Source organism: Streptomyces sp. NPDC053560, assembly GCF_044544605.1.
GTDB lineage: Bacteria > Actinomycetota > Actinomycetes > Streptomycetales > Streptomycetaceae > Streptomyces.
The window spans coordinates 763,695-783,545 of record NZ_JBITXI010000001.1 but is presented as its reverse complement, the minus strand read 5'-3'; the positions used below and the strand labels follow the sequence as shown (position 1 = coordinate 783,545).

The 19,851-nt window shown below is 72.5% G+C and carries 20 protein-coding genes; 12 read left to right on the top strand and 8 right to left on the bottom strand.

The features are described from left to right. Nucleotides 1-4: 4 nt before the first annotated feature. Complete coding sequence (locus ACIGQF_RS03160; RefSeq protein ID WP_362216025.1) at nt 5-580, bottom strand: TIGR03086 family metal-binding protein; 576 nt, start codon at nt 578-580, stop codon at nt 5-7. A 185-nt stretch (nt 581-765) separates the two neighbouring features. On the opposite strand from ACIGQF_RS03160, the gene ACIGQF_RS03155 reads away from it, so the two are divergent. Both ACIGQF_RS03155 and ACIGQF_RS03150 read left to right on the top strand, forming a co-directional pair. After that, nucleotides 766-2,316 (top strand): AMP-binding protein, encoded by a 1,551-nt coding sequence (locus ACIGQF_RS03155; protein ID WP_399704696.1) that lies wholly within the window; start codon nt 766-768, stop codon nt 2,314-2,316. 113 nt (nt 2,317-2,429) lie between these two features. Next, on the top strand, nt 2,430-3,596 hold the full coding sequence (locus ACIGQF_RS03150) for a glycoside hydrolase family 88 protein (RefSeq protein ID WP_399704694.1): 1,167 nt from the start codon (nt 2,430-2,432) through the stop codon (nt 3,594-3,596). Nucleotides 3,597-3,613: 17 nt separating this feature from the next. On the opposite strand, the gene ACIGQF_RS03145 is transcribed toward ACIGQF_RS03150, so the two are convergent. From ACIGQF_RS03145 to ACIGQF_RS03130, 4 genes are all read right to left on the bottom strand, one after another. After that, nucleotides 3,614-4,510 (bottom strand): arginase family protein, encoded by an 897-nt coding sequence (locus tag ACIGQF_RS03145; RefSeq protein WP_399704691.1) that lies wholly within the window; start codon nt 4,508-4,510, stop codon nt 3,614-3,616. A gap of 74 nt (nt 4,511-4,584) precedes the next feature. Then, nucleotides 4,585-5,595, bottom strand: coding sequence for a zinc-dependent alcohol dehydrogenase family protein (locus ACIGQF_RS03140; RefSeq protein WP_399704689.1), 1,011 nt, complete (start codon nt 5,593-5,595; stop codon nt 4,585-4,587). A 34-nt stretch (nt 5,596-5,629) separates the two neighbouring features. After that, nucleotides 5,630-6,082: an RpiB/LacA/LacB family sugar-phosphate isomerase gene (locus ACIGQF_RS03135; RefSeq protein WP_399704687.1), complete on the bottom strand. Its 453-nt coding sequence runs from the start codon at nt 6,080-6,082 to the stop codon at nt 5,630-5,632. 20 nt (nt 6,083-6,102) lie between these two features. Then, a complete protein-coding gene (locus tag ACIGQF_RS03130; protein WP_399704686.1) occupies nt 6,103-6,870 on the bottom strand; it encodes a triose-phosphate isomerase family protein in 768 nt (255 codons plus the stop codon). Nucleotides 6,871-7,077: 207 nt separating this feature from the next. On the opposite strand from ACIGQF_RS03130, the gene ACIGQF_RS03125 reads away from it, so the two are divergent. From ACIGQF_RS03125 to ACIGQF_RS03115, 3 genes are all read left to right on the top strand, one after another. Next, nucleotides 7,078-8,178 (top strand): LLM class flavin-dependent oxidoreductase, encoded by a 1,101-nt coding sequence (locus ACIGQF_RS03125; RefSeq protein WP_399704683.1) that lies wholly within the window; start codon nt 7,078-7,080, stop codon nt 8,176-8,178. Further along, the gene (locus tag ACIGQF_RS03120; protein WP_399704680.1) at nt 8,175-8,828 is read left to right on the top strand and encodes an FMN reductase; all 654 of its coding nucleotides are present in this window, start codon (nt 8,175-8,177) and stop codon (nt 8,826-8,828) included. Before ACIGQF_RS03125 ends, ACIGQF_RS03120 begins: the two co-directional genes overlap by 4 nt. Nucleotides 8,829-8,950: 122 nt before the next feature. Next, a complete protein-coding gene (locus tag ACIGQF_RS03115) occupies nt 8,951-9,301 on the top strand; it encodes a DUF1330 domain-containing protein (RefSeq protein WP_399704678.1) in 351 nt (116 codons plus the stop codon). Between the two features lie 44 nt (nt 9,302-9,345). Here ACIGQF_RS03115 and ACIGQF_RS03110 read toward each other — a convergent pair whose 3' ends face one another. Both ACIGQF_RS03110 and ACIGQF_RS03105 read right to left on the bottom strand, forming a co-directional pair. Then, nucleotides 9,346-9,960 (bottom strand): alpha/beta fold hydrolase, encoded by a 615-nt coding sequence (locus ACIGQF_RS03110; protein ID WP_399704676.1) that lies wholly within the window; start codon nt 9,958-9,960, stop codon nt 9,346-9,348. A 52-nt stretch (nt 9,961-10,012) separates the two neighbouring features. Then, nucleotides 10,013-11,074, bottom strand: coding sequence for an aminoglycoside phosphotransferase family protein (locus ACIGQF_RS03105; RefSeq protein ID WP_399704674.1), 1,062 nt, complete (start codon nt 11,072-11,074; stop codon nt 10,013-10,015). Nucleotides 11,075-11,181: 107 nt separating this feature from the next. Here ACIGQF_RS03105 and ACIGQF_RS03100 point away from each other — a divergent pair, with 107 nt between their 5' ends. The 7 genes from ACIGQF_RS03100 (at nt 11,182) to ACIGQF_RS03070 (ending at nt 18,253) form a co-directional block, all read left to right on the top strand. Then, on the top strand, nt 11,182-11,802 hold the full coding sequence (locus tag ACIGQF_RS03100; protein WP_399704673.1) for a TetR/AcrR family transcriptional regulator: 621 nt from the start codon (nt 11,182-11,184) through the stop codon (nt 11,800-11,802). A 184-nt stretch (nt 11,803-11,986) separates the two neighbouring features. Then, nucleotides 11,987-12,535 carry a hypothetical protein gene (locus ACIGQF_RS03095; RefSeq protein WP_399704672.1) on the top strand — a complete coding sequence of 183 codons (549 nt, stop codon included), beginning with the start codon at nt 11,987-11,989 and terminating at the stop codon, nt 12,533-12,535. A gap of 195 nt (nt 12,536-12,730) precedes the next feature. Beyond that, nucleotides 12,731-13,951, top strand: a complete 1,221-nt coding sequence (locus tag ACIGQF_RS03090; RefSeq protein WP_399704669.1) for a cytochrome P450 — start codon at nt 12,731-12,733, stop codon at nt 13,949-13,951. A 56-nt stretch (nt 13,952-14,007) separates the two neighbouring features. Next, nucleotides 14,008-14,202 carry a 4Fe-4S domain-containing protein gene (locus ACIGQF_RS03085; RefSeq protein ID WP_361561376.1) on the top strand — a complete coding sequence of 65 codons (195 nt, stop codon included), beginning with the start codon at nt 14,008-14,010 and terminating at the stop codon, nt 14,200-14,202. Then, nucleotides 14,199-15,437 (top strand): NAD(P)/FAD-dependent oxidoreductase, encoded by a 1,239-nt coding sequence (locus tag ACIGQF_RS03080; protein WP_399704667.1) that lies wholly within the window; start codon nt 14,199-14,201, stop codon nt 15,435-15,437. Before ACIGQF_RS03085 ends, ACIGQF_RS03080 begins: the two co-directional genes overlap by 4 nt. A 61-nt stretch (nt 15,438-15,498) precedes the next feature. Further along, entirely contained in the window at nt 15,499-17,961 is a 2,463-nt protein-coding gene (gene uvrA, locus ACIGQF_RS03075) for an excinuclease ABC subunit UvrA (RefSeq protein WP_399704664.1), read from the top strand. A 76-nt stretch (nt 17,962-18,037) separates the two neighbouring features. Further along, a complete protein-coding gene (locus ACIGQF_RS03070) occupies nt 18,038-18,253 on the top strand; it encodes an EF-hand domain-containing protein (RefSeq protein WP_361561379.1) in 216 nt (71 codons plus the stop codon). 104 nt (nt 18,254-18,357) lie between these two features. Here ACIGQF_RS03070 and ACIGQF_RS03065 read toward each other — a convergent pair whose 3' ends face one another. Continuing rightward, nucleotides 18,358-19,809: an amino acid permease gene (locus tag ACIGQF_RS03065; RefSeq protein ID WP_399704661.1), complete on the bottom strand. Its 1,452-nt coding sequence runs from the start codon at nt 19,807-19,809 to the stop codon at nt 18,358-18,360. Between the last annotated feature and the right edge of the window lie 42 nt (nt 19,810-19,851).

The window sequence follows — 19,851 nt, the reverse complement described above, 5'->3', positions numbered from 1 at the left end:
CTGCCTACGGACGGCGGCCCAGCAGGCAGAGCAGCCGGGTGAGGTCATCGGCCCCCGGCGGCGGCTCGATCGCCGGCGCGAACAGCCCCGAGCCGCTCAGCTCCTTCGCGTAGGGCTCCACCTCGCGCAGCGCCTGGCCCACCAGCTCGCCCGGCAGTTCCTCGGACGCGCCGATCGCCCGTGACAGATCCCAGGCGTGCACGACCGCGTCCATCGTCATCTGGCTGCAGTACGGGGCGGCGCCGCTCGTGCCGTACGAGAGGTGCACCTCCCGGTCCAGGGCGCCGGGCTCGGTGAACGCCGCGACCGCCGCGACCGCGGCCCGGTCCCAGGTCGCCACCGGATCGTCCCCGAGCACGTCACCGTCGAACTCGTCGCCGACCTCCTCCATCGTGGCCCCGTCCCGCACCAGCCGCGGCACCCACAGTTGCTCGGCGGTGAGATGGTTCACCAGGTCGCGCACCGTCCAGTCCGCGCACGGCGTCGGGGCGTCCCACTGGTCGTCGCGCACGGTGTGGACGCGGTCCCCGAAGAGGTCGATGGCCTCGCCGTGGCGGCGGAGAATGTCGTTGGACTCCATGGCTCCTCAGCATAGGAGCGGGGGCCCGCGACGGCGCCGCTCCGACGCGCCCCCTGTGAGCCCCCCCGTACGCGCCCGCCGCACTGACGCATCGTCAGTGGTGCGGCTGTTCTGCCGTGAGCACTCTGGTCAATCCCCGGTGCGGCCGGTTTGATGTGCGCGAGCCGAACATTATTGGAGGCTGCATGGATCTCCCGTCCGCACCCGCCGCCATCCGCTCCGCCGGCCACGAACGCCCCTACCCCGCTTTCCAGGACCGCGCATCCCGTATCGCGACCGGGCTGCGGGCCCTCGGGATCGCACCGGGTGACCGGATCGCGGTGGTAATGCGCAACGAACCGGCCTATCTCGAAGTCACCACGGGGGCCGCCCGGGCGGGCATCTCCGCGGTGCCCGTCAACTGGCACTTCCGCCACGACGACCTGGCACATGTCCTCGCCGACAGCGGCAGCCGCGCCGTCTTCGTCCACTCCGACATGCTGCCCGCCGTCACCGCCCACCTCCCGGCCGGCGTGCACGTCATCGAGGCGCCCGTCCCGGAGGGTGTCGCCGCTGCCTGCGGCTTCGACGCGCCCCCGGTCAGCGGCGCGCATCCGGTCCTGGACGACTGGCTGGACGGTCACGCGCCGCTGGCCGACCCGGTGCCCGACCGCCCCTCCACCGTGATCTACAGCTCCGGTACCACAGGCCGCCCCAAGGGCGTACTGCGCGAGCCCGTGGCGGCCGCGGCGCTGCCCGAGGCGGTGGCGAGCTTCCTCTCCTACTTCGCCGTGCGGCCCGGCGGCCGCACCATGATCCCGGCGCCGCTGTACCACGCCTCGCCCAGCCAGCACGCCGTTCTCGCGGTCGCCTGCGGCCTGGACATCACCCTCATGCCGCGCTTCGACGCCGAGGAGTTCCTGCGCCTGATCGAGGCCCACCGCGTCGAGCAGGTGCAGGTCGTCCCGACCATGCTGGTGCGCCTGCTCCGGCTGCCGAAGGAGGTCCGCGAGCGGTACGACCTGTCCTCCCTCACCTCGGTCGTGCATGCCGCCGCGCCCTGTCCGCCGCACGTCAAGCACGCGATGATCGAGTGGCTCGGGCCGATCCTCCGCGAGTACTACGGCGGCAGCGAGACCGGCGCCGTGACCTGGTGCGACAGCGAACAGTGGCTGGCCCACCCCGGCACGGTCGGGCATGCGGAGGGCACCTGCGGGGTGGCCGTGCTCGGGCCCGACGGCCGGGTGCTGCCGCCCGGCGAGACCGGCGAGATCTACCTCAGACCGGCCGACACCTGGCCGCGCTTCACCTACCTCGGCGATCCCGCCAAGCGCACCGCCATGGAGTCCGCGGCCCTCCCCGGGTACGTCACCATCGGCGACATCGGCCACCTCGACGAGGACGGCTACCTCTACCTCAGCGACCGCCTCAACGACATGGTCATCTCCGGCGGGGTCAACATCTACCCGGCCGAGATCGAGGGCTGTCTGCTCTCGCTCGACGGCGTCCGGGACGCCGCGGTGTTCGGCATCCCGGACGCCGAGTACGGCGAGGCGCTGGCCGCGCATGTGCAGGCCGACCCCGCCGCCGGGCTCACCGCGGCCGATGTCCGCGCCCACGTCGGGGCCCGGCTGGCCAAGTACAAGGTCCCCAGGACCGTGGTCTTCGAGGCGGCACTGCCCAGGGACCCGTCCGGCAAGCTCTTCAAGCGCCGGCTGCGGGAGCCCTACTGGGAAGGGCACGGCACGAAGATCTGAAGACAAGTCCCCTTCCGCCGGCGGGAGTTGGCGTGCCATTCTGTGCGCCACATCAGTGAACTCCGTTCACGTGTGTGACTCGCGTGGCTTCCGTCGGCGGAAAGGGCGTAGGCATGACACACCTCGGGCACTCCGGACGGCACCTGGGGCGGCGGGGCCTGCTCGCCGCCGGCGCCGCACTCGCCGCCGTACCGGCGCTCCCCGCGACCGCCCGCGCGGCGACGGCCGGCGCACCGCCCGACGGGCTCCCCTCCAGAGACGAGATCGTCGCCGTGCTGCGCCGGGTCGCCGACCACTGGATCGGCGCGCACGCCGACCCCGGCGACAACCAGTGGGCCCGCGCCACCTTCTTCGGCGGGCTGATGGACCTGTACCGGCTCACCCGCGAGGCGCGCTACCTCGACTACGCGCGCGGCTGGGCCGAGGGGCACGGCTACGCGCTGCACAGCGGCGTCACCACCCGGCACGCCGACGACCACTGCGCCGGGCAGGCCTACCTCGACCTGTACGAACTGGAGCCCGAGCAGGGAAAGATCGCGGCCATCGAGGACTCGCTGCACCGGATGGTCTTCACCGACCGGCCGGAGAAGAACGACGACTGGTGGTGGGACGACGCACTGCACATGGCGATGCCGCCGTTCGCCCGAATAGGCGGGCTGCGTGCCGAACCCGCCTACTGGGACAAGCTGCACGCGCTCTACACGCACACCAGGTCGGCGGAGGGCGGCCCCGGTCTGTACGATCCGGACTCCGGCCTCTGGTACCGCGACAAGCGCTTCCTCCCGGGCGGGATCCTCTCGCCGGCCGGGAAGCCGGTCGTGTGGTCGCGCGGCAACGGCTGGGTGGCCGGCGGCCACGCCAAGATCCTCAAAACGCTGCCGGCCGGGGCGCGGCACGTACCTGAGTACCGCACCACCCTGGTACGGGAGCTGGCCGCGCTCCGCGGTGTCCAGCGCGCAGACGGGTTCTGGAACGTGAACCTGGCCGACCCCGCGCACCTCCCGGGCCCCGAGACCAGCGGCACGTCCTTCTTCGTGTACGCCACCGCCTACGCGGTCCGCGCCCGGCTCGTCCCGCGCGAGCGGTATCTCCCGGTGGCGGCCCGCGGCTGGCACGGGCTGACCACGACGGCGGTGCACGCCGACGGCTTCCTCGGCTACGTCCAGGGCGTCGGCGACCGCCCCGAGTCGAGCCAGCCGGTCGGCCCGGACACCACGGCCGACTTCGGCGTGGGCGCCTTCCTGCACGCGGGCTGCGAACTGGCGGCACTGGCCGGCTGAGCCGCGGCCCTCGCCGGTCAGCGGGGCGCGAGAGCCTCTTCCAGGAGACCGGCGAGCAGGGCCGCGCCGGAGCCGTCCGGGTCGAGATCCGGGTCGTAGATGGTGAGGTTGAGGCCGACGCACCGCTCCGACCGTACGAAGGTGCGCAGCAGCGCGGCGAGTTCGCCGGGCAGCAGACCGCCGTCGTCGGGGCTGTCGACGGCGGGCATCACGGACGGGTCCAGCACGTCCGCGTCCAGATGCACCCAGAAGCCCTCGGTGACGGGGGCTTCGAGGGTCTGCAGGACCGCGCCCGCGATCTCCTCGGCGCCCCACTCGCGGATCTCACCCACCGTCGCATTCATGATCTTCAGCTCGGCGAGTTCGGCCTGCTCGGTGTCGTGGTCCCGGATGCCGAGCACCCGTACGTCCTCGTCCTTGAGGTAGGGCCGCAGCCCTTCGAGGTCGGTCAGGTCCGGCTGGCCGCGGCCGGTCGCGAGGGCCAACTCCTCGCCGCCGGCCGCGCCGACGTGGTCGGCGTTGCCCGGGTGCCGGAAGTCCGCCGACCCGTCCAGGACAGCGATGCCGTACCGGCCGATGCGGCGGAGGGCGAGCGAGGCGCCGAGCTGGATGGAGCAGTCGCCGCCCAGCACGACCGGGAAGTCCCCGGCCCGGACGTGGTGTTCGATGCGGTCGGCGAGCTTGCGGGTGTACGTGGCGAGCGCTGCGGCGTTGAAGACGCCGTCGCCCGGTTGCCAGCCGCCGCGGTCGTAGCGGGGCGGCACGACGACGCCGCCCTCGTACGCGCCGAGCCGCTGCAGCAGCCGCTGTTCGCGCAGCGCGCCCGCCAGCTTGTAGCAGCCGGGCACGGTGCCCTCGGCGGGCGGGCGGAGGCCGAGGTTGGACGGGGCGTCGAGGACCACGATGCGGCGCATCCCGTCATTCTGGCCGGGCGGGGCAACGGAGGCCACTGGTTTCGCCCCGCCCGGGGGGCATCGCCGACGGGGCGTCAGGCGGCGGCCTTGTCGGGGACTATCTGCAGCTTGCGGCCCGTGCCGCGCTTGAAGGTCTCCAGCGCCTCGGCGTACTCGTCCAGCGCGAACTGGTGGGTGATCATCGTCTCGGAGTCGATGACGCCCTTGCCCAGCAGCTCCACCGCGCGCCCGTAGCTGTGCAGGATCGCCATCGAACCGACGATGCGGATCTCGTCGTTGTAGATCCGGAACGGCGAGAACCGCGCCATCTCCTGGTCGGGGGCGCAGCCGAACTGCTGGAACGTGCCGCCGCGGATCGGCCGGGTCAGCCCGTCCTCGATGGCCTTGACGTTGCCGGTGCAGTCGGTCACGACCTGCCAGCCCAGCCGGGGGCCTTCCAGGTCGTCCGCGCTGGTCGCGACGTGGTCGGCGCCCAGCTTCTTCGCCACCGTGAGCCGGTCGGCGTTGATGTCCACGACGGACACCGAGCCGGCCCCGGCGCGCTGTGCGACCTGCATGTAGAGCAGGCCCATCGTGCCCGCGCCGTAGATCAGGAAGTGGTCGCCGAGCTTGGGGTCGACGATGTCGAAGCCGCGCACGATCGTCGACAGCGGCTCGATGAGCGGCGCGTGGCGCAGCTCGACGGTCTCGGGGAGCCGGTAGCAGTTCTTCGCGGGGACCTTCACGTACTCGGCGGCCGCGCCGTCCACGGTGATGCCGATGGTGCCCCACTGCTCGCAGAGGTTGCCGCGGCCGATGGCGCAGAAGTGACAGGCGCCGCAGTAGACCGCCGGGTCGGCGGCGATCTTGTCGCCCTCGGCGAAGGCCGTGACGCCCTCGCCCACGGCCACGATCTCGCCGGAGAACTCGTGCCCGGGGATCACCGGGTACTTTGTCGGCCCGAACTCGCCCGCCAGCATGTGCACGTCCGTACCGCACAGCCCGGCGGCGGTGACCTTGACGACGACCTCGCCGCGACCGGGCGTCGGGTCGGGCACGGTGGTCACGGACAGCTTGTTCGGTTCCTCGATGACTACTGCGCGCATGGTGCTTCCACCTTTCGGGAGGGGGCGGGGCGGCTCAGGCGACCAGGTTGCGGGTCTCGACCTGCTTGATCTTCTCCACCTTGGGCGCCGAGCCGCCGCCGGCGAAGTCCGAGACCAGCCAGTGGTCCAGGCACACCAGCGCGGCGTGCACGCCCATGGTGCGGCTGCCGAAGCAGGCGATCTGCGCGTCGTTGGACTTGCGGGCCCGCTCGGCGCTGTAGCTGTCCGGGATCTGCGCGGCGCGGATGCCGGGCACCTTGTTGGCGGCGATGGCCATGCCGATGCCCGTACCGCAGACCAGGACGGCGCGCTCGTGCTCGCCGCGGGCGACACTGCGCGCCACCCGCTCGGCCACGTCCGGGTAGTCCTCGTCCGGGGTCGCGCTCAGGTCCGTGACCGGGTAGCCGAGGCCCTTGAGGTGCGCGACGATCGCGTCCTTCATCTCGAAGGCCGCGTCGTCGCAGCCGATGGCGATGCGGTAGGTCATGGTGGTCTCCCTGGGAGTGTTCAGACGGGGGCGATCTCGTCGAGGACGCGGCGCAGGCCCTCGGTGTCGTGGGCGAGCCGGCCGAGGAAGAGGCCGTCGACGGGGCCGGCGGAGAGCCGCTCGTACGTGCCGGGCCCGGCCGTCCCGCCGTAGATCAGCCGGCCGCGCACGTCGTGCTCGTCCAGGCAGGCACGGATCGCGGCGGCCACGGTCAGGACGTGCTCGGCGGGCGCGGGGTCGGCGGCGCCGATCGCCCAGACCGGCTCGTAGGCGATGACGACCTCGCTGCCAGGTACGGCGCCCGCGAGCGCGGCCCGTACCTGCCGGCGCGTCTCCTCGACGGCAGCCGCGAGGTCGGTGCCGTCCCGCTCGCCCGCGCAGACGACGGGGACCAGCCCGGCGGCGGTGGCGGCGCGGGTCTTGGCCCGTACGACGTCGTCGGTCTCGCCGAAGTGCGCGCGCCGCTCGGCGTGCCCCACCTCGACGTACGTGGCGCCGGCCTCGGTGAGCATCCCCGCGGAGACCTCGCCGGTCCACGGCCCGGACTCCGCCCAGTGCACGTCCTGCGCGCCGAAGGCGACCCCGGTGCCGGCCAGCAGCTCGCGCGCGTCGGCCAGCGCGGGGAAGGAGGGGAGGACGAAGAGGTCGACGGCGCGTGCGCCGAGCCCCGCGGTACCGGCGAGCGCGGCGACGTCCGCGAGCCACTTCCGGGTCTCGGCGAGACCGAAGTAGAGCTTCAGCGAGACACCCACGACGGGGCGGCGGAGGTCAGGAATCACGTCGTTCATGATGCTTAGAACAAAAGCACATGTGAAGTTCTCAAATCAAGACGTGAACTTCACGAGATCGGTGTTACTTCTACCGGCGGCTCGCCGTGCGGCGGGATGGCTCGCAGGGGTGTGGAATAGGCGCAGGACCGGCACTGTTGGGCAGGTATAGTTTATGGTTCAACTATTACGGTTCAGTGACCGCAGCAACGTACGGAGGCGGGCAGCATGCAGTTCGGGATCTTCACGGTCGGAGATGTCACCACCGACCCCACGACGGGCCGGACGCCGACCGAACACGAGCGGATCAAGGCGATGCTCGCCATCGCGCTCAAGGCCGAGGAGGTCGGCCTGGACGTCTTCGCCACCGGCGAGCACCACAACCCGCCCTTCGTGCCGTCCTCGCCGACCACCATGCTCGGCTACGTCGCCGCCCGCACCGAGCGGCTGATCCTCTCCACCTCCACCACGCTGATCACCACCAACGACCCGGTGAAGATCGCCGAGGACTTCGCGATGCTCCAGCACCTCGCCGAGGGCCGGGTGGACGTGATGATGGGCCGCGGCAACACCGGCCCGGTCTACCCCTGGTTCGGCCAGGACATCCGCCAGGGCATCCCGCTCGCCATCGAGAACTACGCCCTGCTGCACCGGCTGTGGCGCGAGGACGTGGTCGACTGGGAGGGCAAGTTCCGCACCCCGCTGCAGGGCTTCACCTCGACGCCTCGCCCGCTGGACGGTGTACCGCCCTTCGTGTGGCACGGCTCCATCCGCAGCCCGGAGATCGCCGAACAGGCCGCGTACTACGGCGACGGCTTCTTCGCCAACAACATCTTCTGGCCCAAGCACCACTTCCAGCGGCTGATCCGGCTCTACCGCCACCGCTACGCGCAGTACGGACACGGCACACCGGAGCAGGCGATGGTGGGGCTCGGCGGCCAGGTGTTCATGCGGAAGAACTCCCAGGATGCGGTCCGCGAGTTCCGCCCGTACTTCGACAACGCGCCGGTCTACGGGCACGGCCCCTCCCTGGAGGAGTTCACCGAGCAGACCCCGCTGACCGTCGGCAGCCCGCAGCAGGTCATCGAGAAGACCCTCGAATTCCGCGACTACTTCGGCGACTACCAGCGGCAGCTGTTCCTGATGGACCACGCGGGCCTGCCCCTGAAGACCGTCCTGGAGCAGCTGGACATGCTCGGCGAAGAGGTCGTGCCCGTGCTCCGCAAGGAGTTCGCCAAGGACCGCCCGGCCGAGGTGCCGGAGGGTCCCACACACGCCGCCCGCGTCGCCGAGCGCGACGCCGCGGCACTGGAGGAGGTGGCGGAATGAAGCCGCTGACGATCGTGGCCGTCTCGGCCGGGCTGGGCGTGCCCTCGTCCACCCGCCTGCTCGCCGACCGGCTGGCCGAGGCCACCCGGGAGCGGACGGCGGACGGCACGGCCCGCCCGGTGGAGGTCCGTGTCATCGAACTGCGCGACCTCGCCACCGATATCGCCCACAACATGGTGACCGGCTTCCCCTCGCCGGCGCTGGGCGAGGCGATCGAGGCGGTGACGGCGGCGGACGGCGTCATCGCCGTCACGCCGATCTTCACCGCCTCCTACAGCGGGCTGTTCAAGTCGTTCTTCGACGTCATCGACCACACCGCGCTGAACGGCAAGCCCGTGCTGATCGCCGCCACCGGCGGCACGGCCCGGCACTCGCTCGCGCTGGAGCACGCGCTCCGCCCGCTCTTCGCGTACCTGCGCGCGGTGGTCGTGCCGACCGCGGTGTACGCGGCGTCCGAGGACTGGGGCGCGGGCGGCAACGGCCCCGGCGGCGCCCTCATGGAACGCATCGAACGGGCCGCCGGGGAGCTGGCCGGGCTGGTGCGCGGCGGCGCGGGCACGGTGCCCGTGGCCGAGGGCAGCGGCGGCCCCGACGACTTCGAGGACGTCGTGCCGTTCGAGGAGCAGCTGGCGGCGCTGCGGGCGGGCTGAGGCCTGCTGGACGCGGTCCATGACCCCAGAGGTCATCGACGCGCTGACCCCGCCCTGCGAATCTAGGGGTCGGCGCCGGCCGCACGGGCGGCCGGCGCCACCCGACGGGGAGAGGGACCGACATGAGCGCGTACGCCGTGGGCCACCTGAAGAACGGCAGCCGGCACGAGGAAGTGCTGTCCTACATGGACCGCATTCAGGGGACGATGGACCCGTTCGGGGGCCGCTTCCTGGTGCACGGCACGACGGTCGAGGTCCGCGAGGGCAGCTGGCCCGGACACCTGGTCGTCATCGAGTTTCCCGACCTGGAGCAGGCCCACGCCTGGTACGAGTCGCCCGCCTACCAGGAGCTCATACCGCTGCGCACCCGGCACATCGAGGCCGACATCGTGCTCGTGCCGGGCGTCCCGGCGGGATACGACGCGGCCCACACGGCGGCGGCCGCCCGGCGCGCCGTGGCAGCGGGCGAATAGCGCGGCGGGCCCCGCCCCGCCCCCGGAGCGCGGGGCGGGTCCCTTCACCCCTGCCACAGCCGCCTGAGTGCGGTGTTCACCCGGCAGGGGCGGTCGCGCTGCGGTGCGTGGCCCGCGTCCTCGACCCGGAGGTGGCGGGCGCCGATCGCGTCGGCGACCTGCTCGCCGTAGCCGGGCGGCGTCGGGTGCGGGCAGCCGCGGCGGGCGTCGTAGGGGCGGCCGGGGCCGCCGTTGACGATCAGCTTGGGCCAGTCGGCGGTGAGCAGCGTGGCGGGGCGGAGGCCGGGGGCGTCGGCGGCGGGCTCCCCGTACGCCGCGAGCCGGCCCGCCGTGGCCCGCAGGGCGCACGGTTCGAGCAGCGTCAGGGAGCGGACGGCCTGCGGGGCGGCCGCCGCGACGTGCAGGGCCACCGTGGCGCCGGTGCAGTGGCCGACCAAGTGGGCGCCCTGGGCGAGGAGTTCCGCGATGCCGGAGGGCTCGGTGCCGGTGCCGTCGGCCGCCGGCCCGACCAGTTCGAGCCGGAACAGTTCCGCCAACATGCGCTGCCCGGCGAAGACTTCGGTGCCCGGGGCCAGCGAGCCGTACACCATGACGACGCGTGGGGCACCGGGTGTCGCCTCGTCCCAGACCGTTGTCACCATGGGTCGCTCACGCCTCATGCGCCACCACCATAGAGGAGCCGGTGGCCTTGCGGCGCCGTGCACGGCAGGGTCACAGCCCGGCGACCTCCGCCAGCACCCGGGCCTCCGCCAGCTCCTCGGCACCGCCTGCCACGTCGTCGTGCGCCGCGGCCCACAGGGCGCTCTCCACGGAGCGGGCCACGCCCCAGGCGGCCATCCGCTCGGCCGGCTCGCCGAGCCGGTCGGCCAGCAGGCGCAGCCGGGCGCGCAGCACGTCGGCCGGCGAGTCGTGCGAGAAGGGGTCGTCCAGCTGCGTCAGCAAGGGCCAGGGGTCGTACCCCGGATCGCCGGCCATCGGCTTGGGGTCGATGGCAACCCAGCCGCCGGGGCCGTTGGTGGCCAGTACGTTGCCCGGGTTGAAGTCGCCGTGCACGACGACCTCACGGCGGGCCGAGGCGGGCAGTTCCCGCAGCAGCGAAGCGCCGAGCGCCACCAGACCGGGGTCGTACGGCGGCCGGAGCCGGTCCGCGCGGTCCCGCACCAGGTCCGACCACTCGGCACAGACCGCCGCCACCGTCTCCAGCTCGCCCCCCGAGGGCCGCGGCGCGCGCCACAGGGCGTCCAGTACGTCGGCGGCCCTGTCGAGCCCCTCCTCGGGAGAGAGCGCGGTGTCCGGGGGAGCGGCGCGCCGGTCGGCCTCCGGGACCGCGTCCAGCAGCGTCGTGCCCGGTACGCAGTGTTCGAGGAGCAGCGCGTGGCGCTCCGGGTCGTGGTCGAGCAGCCGTACGGCGCCGTGGCCGCCCCAGGCGCGCAGCGCGGCGGCCTCGCCCGCCATCTCCCGGTGCGGCCAGGTCACCTTCAGTACGGCCGGGTCGCCGTCGGGCAGCCTGACCGGGGCCACCCAGGAGCAGCTGCCGCCGTCGAACGGTGCCGACAGGCGCAGCCCCCAGCGTTCCGCCACCTCGTCGACCAGCTGCGGCAGCCGGGCCAGCCAGGCACGGCCGGACGCGTGCCGCGCCATGGCCCCGGCCACCGGAAGACCGGGCGGGAACAGGCCGGGCGGGGCGAGGGCTGGTGGACGGAGGTCGGGCCGCCGGTCGGCGGTGCCGGTGCCGGCGGGGGTGGCGCCGTCGGCGCGTGGGGGCTCGGGCATGGGCGCACGGTAGCGGCTGTCGGCGGCCGCGGGTGGCCGTGCGGCGGGAACAGGGGCACGAGTGTGAAACTCTTGAGGCCCGCCAGACGAGAAAGAGGCGCACGGCGATGACGGAGAGCGCGGCCGCACGGCCCAGGAACCCGCGCGGCCAGGGTGACCGGCTGCGCGCCGAGCTGCTGACCGCCACCGAGCGGCTGCTGGAGCAGGTCGGCAGCGAGGACGCGCTGTCCCTCCGCGCCGTGGCCCGTGAGGCGGGCGTCGCGGCCCCCAGCATCTACCGGCACTTCGCCGACAAGACCGAGCTGGTCTGGGCGACGATGCAGGTCAGCTACGAGCGGCTGGTCGAGGACATGGCTGCCGCCGGCGCGCTGGTCCCGGAGGGGGACCCGGTGGCGCGGCTGCGGGCGCGGTTGCGCGCGTACTGCCGGTACGCCATCGACCACCCGGCGAAGTACCGGCTGCTCTACGAGACCCGGCAGTCTCCGGTCGGCCCCGAGCGACTGGCGCAGCACCCTGCGGGCCTCCTCGTGCGCGGCCTGCACGACGCGCTGACGGCGTGCGAGGAAGCCGGCTGGCGGATCCGCTGCTCGCGGGACGAGGCCCCGTACGTCCTGTGGTCGGCGGTCCACGGCCGGGTCATGCTCTGGCAGGTGCTCCCCGCCGCGAAGAACCCCGAACGCCTGCACCGCTTCGTCGACGACATCCTCGATCTGCTGCTGGAGCGCTGACGGCGGCCCTCCGCCATCCGGTCCGCCGTTCCGCTTCGGGCTGCGGGCGCCCGTCCCGGCCGGGGCCGGCCCGGAGAACGAGCAGGGTTGAAGTGGCCCTTGTGGCGCTATCCTCCTGGCAAGGCTGAGCACGGGGGGCGGGGGCGCGATGCCGGGGCTATGGGCGCGGAACAGGACAGACGCGTTGTACGCGTGGCACCCGAAGATCAAGGATCACTTCCCGGAGTGCCACGACGTCGTCAGACGGCTCCTGGTGACGCACCACAAGCGGTCGCGTTTCTTCGCACGGGCTTCCGTTTTCTGGTATCGCCTTTTCGGGGGGATCGAAGTGATCCTCGGCGTGATGCTGCCGCTGCTGTTCGTCTACCCGCAGACGCAGAACGAGGTCGGCCTGCAGGCCACCGTCAGCGTGTCGATCGCCGTGATCGCCGCCCTGGGGACGTTCTGGGGGTGGCGTGACAGGTGGGGAACCTATCGGGCTCAGGACATCCTGATCGCCGAGACCCTGGGCGACTGGGAGCTGACCCTGATCGGGCTCATCGGTGACGGCGACGGTGACGGCGATCGGATCCCGGATGCGCGGGAGCAGGCGCTGGCCAAGACGAAGGAAGCGGTGGCCGCCCTCTTCGCGGTCCTGGGCCAGGAGCACGAGGCGAATTTTGCCGGAGTGCAGTCACCGAGCGACATCGTGGTTGCGATGAACCGGCAGGACCGGTACCGCAACATCCAGTGACGGGGGGCAATGCCCCTTTTGTGGCGAGCCGTGACCGCAAGGTTGCATTTGGCAACCACTGTCAGCGTACCCGTTGCCCGAAAGGGAGTTGACGGGGCCCCGGTCCGCCCGCCTGGCTTTTACGGGTGTAAGTTTACGAGTGTTAGGCGAGCGTCCGAGTGCGGCGCCACCGTCCGCGTGTCCGCAAGGAGCGACATGACCGTCACTTCCCCCCATGCCCCGCTGCCCGTGGAGCCCCCCACCGGCTGCCCCTTCGACCCGCCCGCCGAGTTCGGCCGGATGCGGATCGAGGAGCCGGTCAAGAAGATCTCGCTGCCCGACGGCAGCTGGGCCTGGCTCGTCACCCGGTACGCGGACATCCGCGCGATCCTCGGCGACACCCGGTTCAGCTCCGACACCCTCACCCCGGGCTACCCGCTCAGCGGTATGACCGGCGGCGCCACCACGGAGAACCGCGGCTTCATCCGCATGGACCCGCCGGAGCACACCCGGCTCCGCCGGATGGTCACCCGCGAGTTCATGGTCAAGAAGGTCGAGGCGCTGCGCCCGGAGATCCAGCGGATCACCGACGAGCTCTGCGACGCGATGCAGACCGCCAGGCTGAGCGGCGCCGAGTCGGTCGACCTCGTCGAGGCGCTCGCCCTCCCGGTGCCCTCCCTCGTCATCAGCCTGCTGCTCGGCGTCCCCTACGAGGACCACGCGCTCTTCCAGGGCCTCACCGGCAAGCTGCTCTCCCGCACCATCCCCAAGGCGGAGGCCGACGCCGCACGCGAGGAGCTGCGCGCGTACCTGGACCGCCTGGTCACCGCCAAGGAGGCGAACCCGGGCGACGACATCCTCAGCCGGCTGATCGTCGAGCAGCAGCAGGCCGGGGAGATCAGCCACGACGACGTCATCGGCTTCGCGGCCCTGCTGCTGGTCGCCGGGCACGAGACCACCGCCAACATGATCGGCCTGACCGCGCTGAGCATGATGGGCGAGCCGGGAACCGCGCAGCAGCTGCGCGAGGACCCCTCGCTCATCCGCGGCGCCGTCGAGGAGCTGCTGCGCTTCCACAGCATCATCCGCAACGGCCCGCGCCGCGCCGCCACCGAGGACATCGAGATCGGCGGGCAGCTCATCCGCGCCGGCGAGGGCGTCGTGGTCGCCGTGCCGTCCGCCAACCGCGACGCGGAGACCTTCGAGAACCCCGACAAGCTCGACGTCCGCCGCCCCAACTCCCAGCACCACGTCGCGTTCGGCTACGGCATCCACCAGTGCCTCGGCCAGGCCCTGGCCCGCGTCGAGCTCCAGGTCGTCCTCGCGACCCTGCTCCGCCGCTTCCCGACGATGCGGCCCGCCGTGCCGATCGAGACCATCCCGTTCCGTACGGACATGGCGATCTACGGGTGTCACGAACTGCCCGTCACCTGGTAGATCCATACCGCACCACCCAACGGATTCCGCAGGAACCCCCACAGGAGCAAGAAGCCATGAACATCACCCTCGACGAAGACAAGTGCTGCGCCGCCGGTCAGTGCGTCCTGGTCGCCCCCGAGGTCTTCGACCAGCGTGACGAGGACGGCGTCGTCGTCCTGCTGGACGCCCAGCCGCCCGCCGAGCAGCACGCCGCGGTCCACGAGGCCGCCGCCATCTGCCCCGCCGCCGCCATCCAGGTCGGCGCATGACCGACGGACGCATCGCCGTCGTCGGCGCCTCGGCGGCCGGCCTCGCCGCCGTCGAGGCTCTGCGCCGGGGCGGCTGGACCGGCACGCTGACCCTGATCGGCGACGAGCCGCACCTGCCCTACGACCGGCCCCCGCTGTCCAAGCAGCTGCTCTCCGGCGACTGGCAGGCCGACCGGCTGGGGCTGCGTACGGAGGTCCAGCTCGACACGCTGGACCTGGACCTCCGGCTCGGCACCCGGGCCACGGCGCTGGACGCCGCGACGCGCACCGTGACCCTCGCCGACGGCGAGCGGCTGGAGTGCGCCGGCATGATCGTCGCCACCGGCGTCCGGGCCCGCACCCTGCCGGGCCTGGCCGACGCGGCCGGCGTCCACACGCTGCGCACGCTGGACGACGCCCTCGGGCTGCAGACCTGGCTGTCCGGAGCGCCGCGGCGGCTGGTCGTCGCGGGCAACGGCGTACTGGGCTGCGAGGCCGCAGCGGTCGCCCGCGAGCTGGGCCACGAGGTCACGCTCGTCGGACGCGACCCGCTGCCCATGCACCGTCTCGTCGGCGACGGCACGGGCACGCTGCTCGCCGCCGAGCACGAGCGGCACGGCGTACGGATGCTGACCGGCGGTCTGGAGGCGGTCGAGACCGCGGACGGGCACGTCACCGGCGTACGGCTGGCCGACGGCAGCGTGCTGGACGCCGACACCGTCCTGCTCGCCATCGGCTCCGAGCCGGCGGTGGACTGGCTGCGTGCCGACGCGGCGCTGGACACCGCCGACGGGCTGCGCTGCGACGAGTTCTGCGCCGCCGCGCCGGGGATCTACGCCGCCGGTGACGTGGCCCGCTGGTACCACCCGGGGCACGGCCGCCACCTGCGGATCGAGCACCGGATGAACGCCACCGAGCAGGCCATGGCCGCTGCCCGCAACCTGCTCGCCGAGCTGGGCGTCACCGAGGACGAACGCCGCCCGTTCACGCCGGTCCCGTACTTCTGGTCCGACCAGTACGGGATGAAGCTCCAGGCGTACGGGGTGCTCGCGGGCGCCGACCGGGCCGAGACGGTCCTCCTGGACAAGGAGCAGCGCCAGGTGGCCGCGCTCTACGGCCGGGACGGGCTGGCCACGGGCGTGCTCGCCGCGGGACTGCCGCCCCGGCAGATCCGCGGGCTCCGCGCGGTGATAGCCACGCCGGGGCCGTGGGAGGAGGCCCACGCGGCCCTGCGCACCGCCCTCGGCGTGGAGTGAGACGGGGGACGCCGGCCGGTGCACCGCGACCCACCGGCCGGCGTCCCCGATCATGGAGGGCATGACCGATTCGTACGTACGGGTGCGCGGCGCCCGTGAGCACAACCTCCGCGCCGTCGACGTGGCCATCCCGCGCGACGCCTTCTGCGTCTTCACCGGCGTCTCGGGCAGTGGCAAGTCCTCGCTCGCCTTCGGCACCCTCTACGCCGAGGCGCAGCGCCGGTACTTCGAGTCGGTCGCGCCCTACGCCCGGCGGCTGATCCATCAGGTCGGCGCGCCCCGGGTCGAGGAGATCACCGGCCTGCCGCCGGCCGTCGCCCTGGAGCAGCGCCGCTCGGCCCCCACCTCGCGCTCCTCCGTCGGCACCGTCACCACGCTCTCCAACAGCCTGCGCATGCTGTTCTCGCGCGCCGGCGACTACCCGGCGGACAGCACCGGGCGGCTGGACTCCGACGCCTTCTCGCCCAACACCGCGGCGGGCGCCTGCCCCGAATGCCACGGGCTGGGCCGCGTCCACCGGGTCACCGAGGACTCCCTCGTCCCCGACCCCGCGCTCTCCGTCCGGGAGGGCGCCATCGCCGCCTGGCCCGGCGCGTGGCTCGGCAAGAACCTCCGCGACATCGTCGCCACGCTCGGGTACGACATCGACCGGCCCTGGCGCGACCTGCCGCGGCAGGACCGGGACTGGATCCTGTTCACCGAGGAGCGGCCGGTCGTCACCGTGCACCCGGAACGCGAGGCCGGGCGCATCCAGCGGCCGTACAAGGGCCAGTACCAGAGCGCCCGTCACTACGTGCTGCACACGTTCTCCGATTCGCAGAGCGAGACGCAGCGCCGGCGCGTCGAGCGGTTCCTGGTCTCCGAGGACTGCCCGGCGTGCGACGGCCGGCGGCTGCGCCCGGAGGCGCTGGCCGTCACCTTCGCGGGCCACGACATCGCCGCGCTGGCGGGCATGCCGCTCTCGGCACTCGCCGCGCTGCTGCGGCCGACGGCCGAGAGCACGGACGAGGAGAGCGTGGCGGGCACCCTCGCGCGCGACCTCGTCGCCCGTATCGAGGTCCTCACCGAACTCGGCCTGGGCTACCTCGGCATGGACCGCCCCTCGCCCACCCTCTCCGCCGGCGAACTCCAGCGGCTGCGGCTGGCCACCCAGCTCCGCTCCGGCCTCTTCGGCGTGGTCTACGTCCTGGACGAGCCCTCAGCCGGCCTGCACCCGGCCGACACCGAGGCGCTGCTCACCGTCCTGCACCGGCTGAAGGACGCGGGCAACTCCCTCTTCGTCGTCGAGCACGACATGGACGTGGTCCGCCGGGCCGACTGGCTCGTGGACGTCGGCCCGCGGGCAGGGGAGCACGGCGGACGAGTGCTGCACAGCGGCCCGGTCGACGGCCTGGCGAAGGTGGACGAGTCCCTCACCCGCCGCTTCCTCTTCGACGGGCCGGACGGCGCCGGGGCCCGCGAGCCGCGGAAGCCCGCCGGCGAGGTCCGGCTGTCCGGGATCACGCTCCACAACCTGCGGGGCCTGGAAGCGGAGTTCCCCCTCGGAGTCTTCACGGCCGTCACCGGCGTCTCGGGGTCCGGCAAGTCCACGCTCGTCACCCGGGTGCTCGCGGACGCGGTACGGGAGCGGCTGGGCGGGGACGCGGCGGGGGAGCGGCCGGAAGCGGGCGCCGAGGAGAGCGGCGACGAGGCACGGCCCATGGCCGAACCGGTCGCCGCCGAGGGCCTGGAAGCCGTCGACCGGCTGGTGCGCGTCGACCAGAAGCCCATCGGCCGGACCCCGCGCTCCAACCTCGCCACGTACACCGGCCTGTTCGACGCCGTACGGAAGGTCTTCGCGGCCACCGACGAGGCGCGGGCGCGCGGGTACAAGGCGGGCCGCTTCTCCTTCAACGTGGCCGCAGGGCGGTGCGAGACCTGCCAGGGCGAGGGGTTCGTCGCCGTCGAACTCCTCTTCCTGCCGGGTACGTACGCGCCGTGCACGGCCTGCCACGGCGCCCGCTACAACCCCGAGACGCTGGAGATCGCCTACCGCGGACGGAACATCGCCCAGGTGCTGGAGATGACCGTGGACGCCGCTGCGGACTTCCTCGCCGAGGTGCCCGCAGCGGCCCGCAGCCTGCGCACGCTCCAGGACGTCGGCCTGGGCTACCTGCGGCTCGGTCAGCCCGCGACCGAGCTGTCCGGCGGCGAGGCGCAGCGCATCAAGCTCGCAGCCGAGCTCCAGCGCACCCGCCGCGGGCACACGCTCTACCTGCTGGACGAGCCCACCACGGGGCTGCATCCGGCCGACACCGAGGTACTGCTGCGCCAGTTGCACGGGCTGGTGGACGCCGGCAACACGGTGGTCGTCGTGGAACACGACATGGGCGTGGTCGCGGGGGCCGACCACGTCATCGACCTCGGCCCCGGTGGTGGCGCGGAAGGTGGGCGCGTCGTCGCGGCCGGTACGCCGGCCGAGGTCGCGGCGGCGGAGGGCAGCCGCACGGCGCCTCACCTCGCCCGGGCGCTCGGCCGCGTATGACGGTCGGTTAATGTACCCGGGTCGGCCGGGGCTCCCGGACGGCACGACGACAGCACCGCACGAAGGGGGCACACCCGTGGCAGACATCGAGCAGGCCAAGGCGACGTTCGCACGTTTCGACCAGAACGGCGACGGAATGGTCACGGCCGAGGAGTTCAAGCACGCGATGGCCGAGATGGGTGACCCCTACGTCACCGGCCCGGTCGCCGAGGCCGTCATCAAGGCCCGCGACACCAACAGCGACGGCCTGATGTCCTTCGACGAGTTCTGGACCGCCCTCCAGAAGGCCTGACCCCTCCAGCGCCCGGAAGGGCCGCTGCCCCCTGTACGCGTACGCCCGCCGGAGTCGTCTCCGGCGGGCGTACGCGTTTTTCTGTCCGGCAGGGGAGGGCGGCCTCACAGCCGCCCTTCGCGGTCCTCCAGGTCGTCGATCTCCCGGTTCGCCTTGGCCAGCTCCGAGCGCCGGTAGGAGTAGGCGAAGTAGATGATCAGGCCGATGACGAACCAGCCGGCGAAGCGGAGCCAGGTCTGCCACTCCAGGAAGGTGATCAGCCAGATGGAGAAGACGACTCCTATGGCCGGAACGAGCGGGACGGCCGGGCACTTGAAGCCGCGGGGGAGTTCGGGGCGCTTGTAGCGGAGCACGATGACGGCGATGCAGACGACGACGAAGGCCAGCAGGATGCCGATGTTGGTCAGTTCGGCCGCCTCGCGGATCGGCAGGAACCCCGCGATCAGTGCCGACGCCGCGCCCACGATCCAGGTGACGCGGGTGGGGACGTGGCGGGTGGGGTGGGTCTTGGCGAACCACTTGGGGAGGAGGCCGTCGCGGCTCATGGAGAACCAGACGCGGGTCACGCCGAGCATGAACGTGAACATGACGGTGAGGATGCCGATGATCGCGCCGACCGCGATCACGTCCGCCAGGCTGCTCAGGCCGACCGACTTGAAGGCGGTGGAGAAGCCGCTCTCCGGGTCGATCTTCGTGTAGTTCTGCATGCCGGTCAGCACCAGGCAGGCGAGGACGTACAGCACCATCGAGATCAGCAGCGAGTACAGGATCGCCTTGGGCATGTGGCGCTGGGCGTCCTTGGACTCCTCGGCCGCGGTCGACATGGCGTCGTAGCCGAAGACGGCGAAGAAGACCGTGGCAGCGCCGGCGAACGCACCGCTGAGGCCGTGCGGGAAGAACGGCGTGTAGTTCCCGGTCTTGATGTGGAAGAAGCCGACGCCGATGACGACCAGGACGACGAGGACCTTCAGCCCGACCACGATCGTCTCGAAGCGCGCGGCGTTCTTGATGCCGAGGGTGAGGAGGTACGCGATCAGGAGGCAGAGGATCGCGGCGAAGAGGTCGACCCGGTGCCCCTCCCCGGAGCCCGGCGCGCCCAGCATCCAGGCGGGCAGCTCCACCCCCAGCTCACCCAGCAGGAAGCTGAAGTAGCCGGAGATGCCGATCGCCACCACGGCGACGATCGCGGTGTACTCCAGCAGCAGGTCCCAGCCGATGAACCAGCCCGCGAGCTCGCCGAGGACCGCGTACCCGTAGGTGTAGGCGGAGCCCGCCTTCGGGATCATCCCGGCGAACTCCGCGTAGGAGAACGCGGCCGCCGCGCTGGCGATGCCCGCGATGAGGAACGACACCAGGACGGCGGGGCCGGCCTTCTCGTTCGCGACGGTGCCGGCCAGCGTGAAGATGCCGGCGCCGATGATGCCGCCGACGCCGATGGCCGTCAGCTGCCAGAGACCGAGGGAGCGGGTGAGCTGTTCGCCCTTGCCGCCCTCGGTCTCCTGGATCATTTCGATCGGTTTGCGGCGCAGTACGCCCTGTCCCGCACGCAGGCCCATGCGATGTCCTCTCGTCGGTCCGACGGCGGATCATCATGGCCC

What these genes read in the sequence shown, in the direction of transcription:
- ACIGQF_RS03160 (WP_362216025.1), bottom strand. Translation starts at nt 580, where the DNA reads ATGGAGTCCAACGACATTCTCCGCCGCCACGGCGAGGCCATCGACCTC.
- ACIGQF_RS03155 (WP_399704696.1), top strand. Translation starts at nt 766, where the DNA reads ATGGATCTCCCGTCCGCACCCGCCGCCATCCGCTCCGCCGGCCACGAA.
- ACIGQF_RS03150 (WP_399704694.1), top strand. Translation starts at nt 2,430, where the DNA reads ATGACACACCTCGGGCACTCCGGACGGCACCTGGGGCGGCGGGGCCTG.
- ACIGQF_RS03145 (WP_399704691.1), bottom strand. Translation starts at nt 4,510, where the DNA reads ATGCGCCGCATCGTGGTCCTCGACGCCCCGTCCAACCTCGGCCTCCGC.
- ACIGQF_RS03140 (WP_399704689.1), bottom strand. Translation starts at nt 5,595, where the DNA reads ATGCGCGCAGTAGTCATCGAGGAACCGAACAAGCTGTCCGTGACCACC.
- ACIGQF_RS03135 (WP_399704687.1), bottom strand. Translation starts at nt 6,082, where the DNA reads ATGACCTACCGCATCGCCATCGGCTGCGACGACGCGGCCTTCGAGATG.
- ACIGQF_RS03130 (WP_399704686.1), bottom strand. Translation starts at nt 6,870, where the DNA reads ATGAACGACGTGATTCCTGACCTCCGCCGCCCCGTCGTGGGTGTCTCG.
- ACIGQF_RS03125 (WP_399704683.1), top strand. Translation starts at nt 7,078, where the DNA reads ATGCAGTTCGGGATCTTCACGGTCGGAGATGTCACCACCGACCCCACG.
- ACIGQF_RS03120 (WP_399704680.1), top strand. Translation starts at nt 8,175, where the DNA reads ATGAAGCCGCTGACGATCGTGGCCGTCTCGGCCGGGCTGGGCGTGCCC.
- ACIGQF_RS03115 (WP_399704678.1), top strand. Translation starts at nt 8,951, where the DNA reads ATGAGCGCGTACGCCGTGGGCCACCTGAAGAACGGCAGCCGGCACGAG.
- ACIGQF_RS03110 (WP_399704676.1), bottom strand. Translation starts at nt 9,960, where the DNA reads ATGAGGCGTGAGCGACCCATGGTGACAACGGTCTGGGACGAGGCGACA.
- ACIGQF_RS03105 (WP_399704674.1), bottom strand. Translation starts at nt 11,074, where the DNA reads ATGCCCGAGCCCCCACGCGCCGACGGCGCCACCCCCGCCGGCACCGGC.
- ACIGQF_RS03100 (WP_399704673.1), top strand. Translation starts at nt 11,182, where the DNA reads ATGACGGAGAGCGCGGCCGCACGGCCCAGGAACCCGCGCGGCCAGGGT.
- ACIGQF_RS03090 (WP_399704669.1), top strand. Translation starts at nt 12,731, where the DNA reads ATGACCGTCACTTCCCCCCATGCCCCGCTGCCCGTGGAGCCCCCCACC.
- ACIGQF_RS03085 (WP_361561376.1), top strand. Translation starts at nt 14,008, where the DNA reads ATGAACATCACCCTCGACGAAGACAAGTGCTGCGCCGCCGGTCAGTGC.
- ACIGQF_RS03080 (WP_399704667.1), top strand. Translation starts at nt 14,199, where the DNA reads ATGACCGACGGACGCATCGCCGTCGTCGGCGCCTCGGCGGCCGGCCTC.
- uvrA (WP_399704664.1), top strand. Translation starts at nt 15,499, where the DNA reads ATGACCGATTCGTACGTACGGGTGCGCGGCGCCCGTGAGCACAACCTC.
- ACIGQF_RS03065 (WP_399704661.1), bottom strand. Translation starts at nt 19,809, where the DNA reads ATGGGCCTGCGTGCGGGACAGGGCGTACTGCGCCGCAAACCGATCGAA.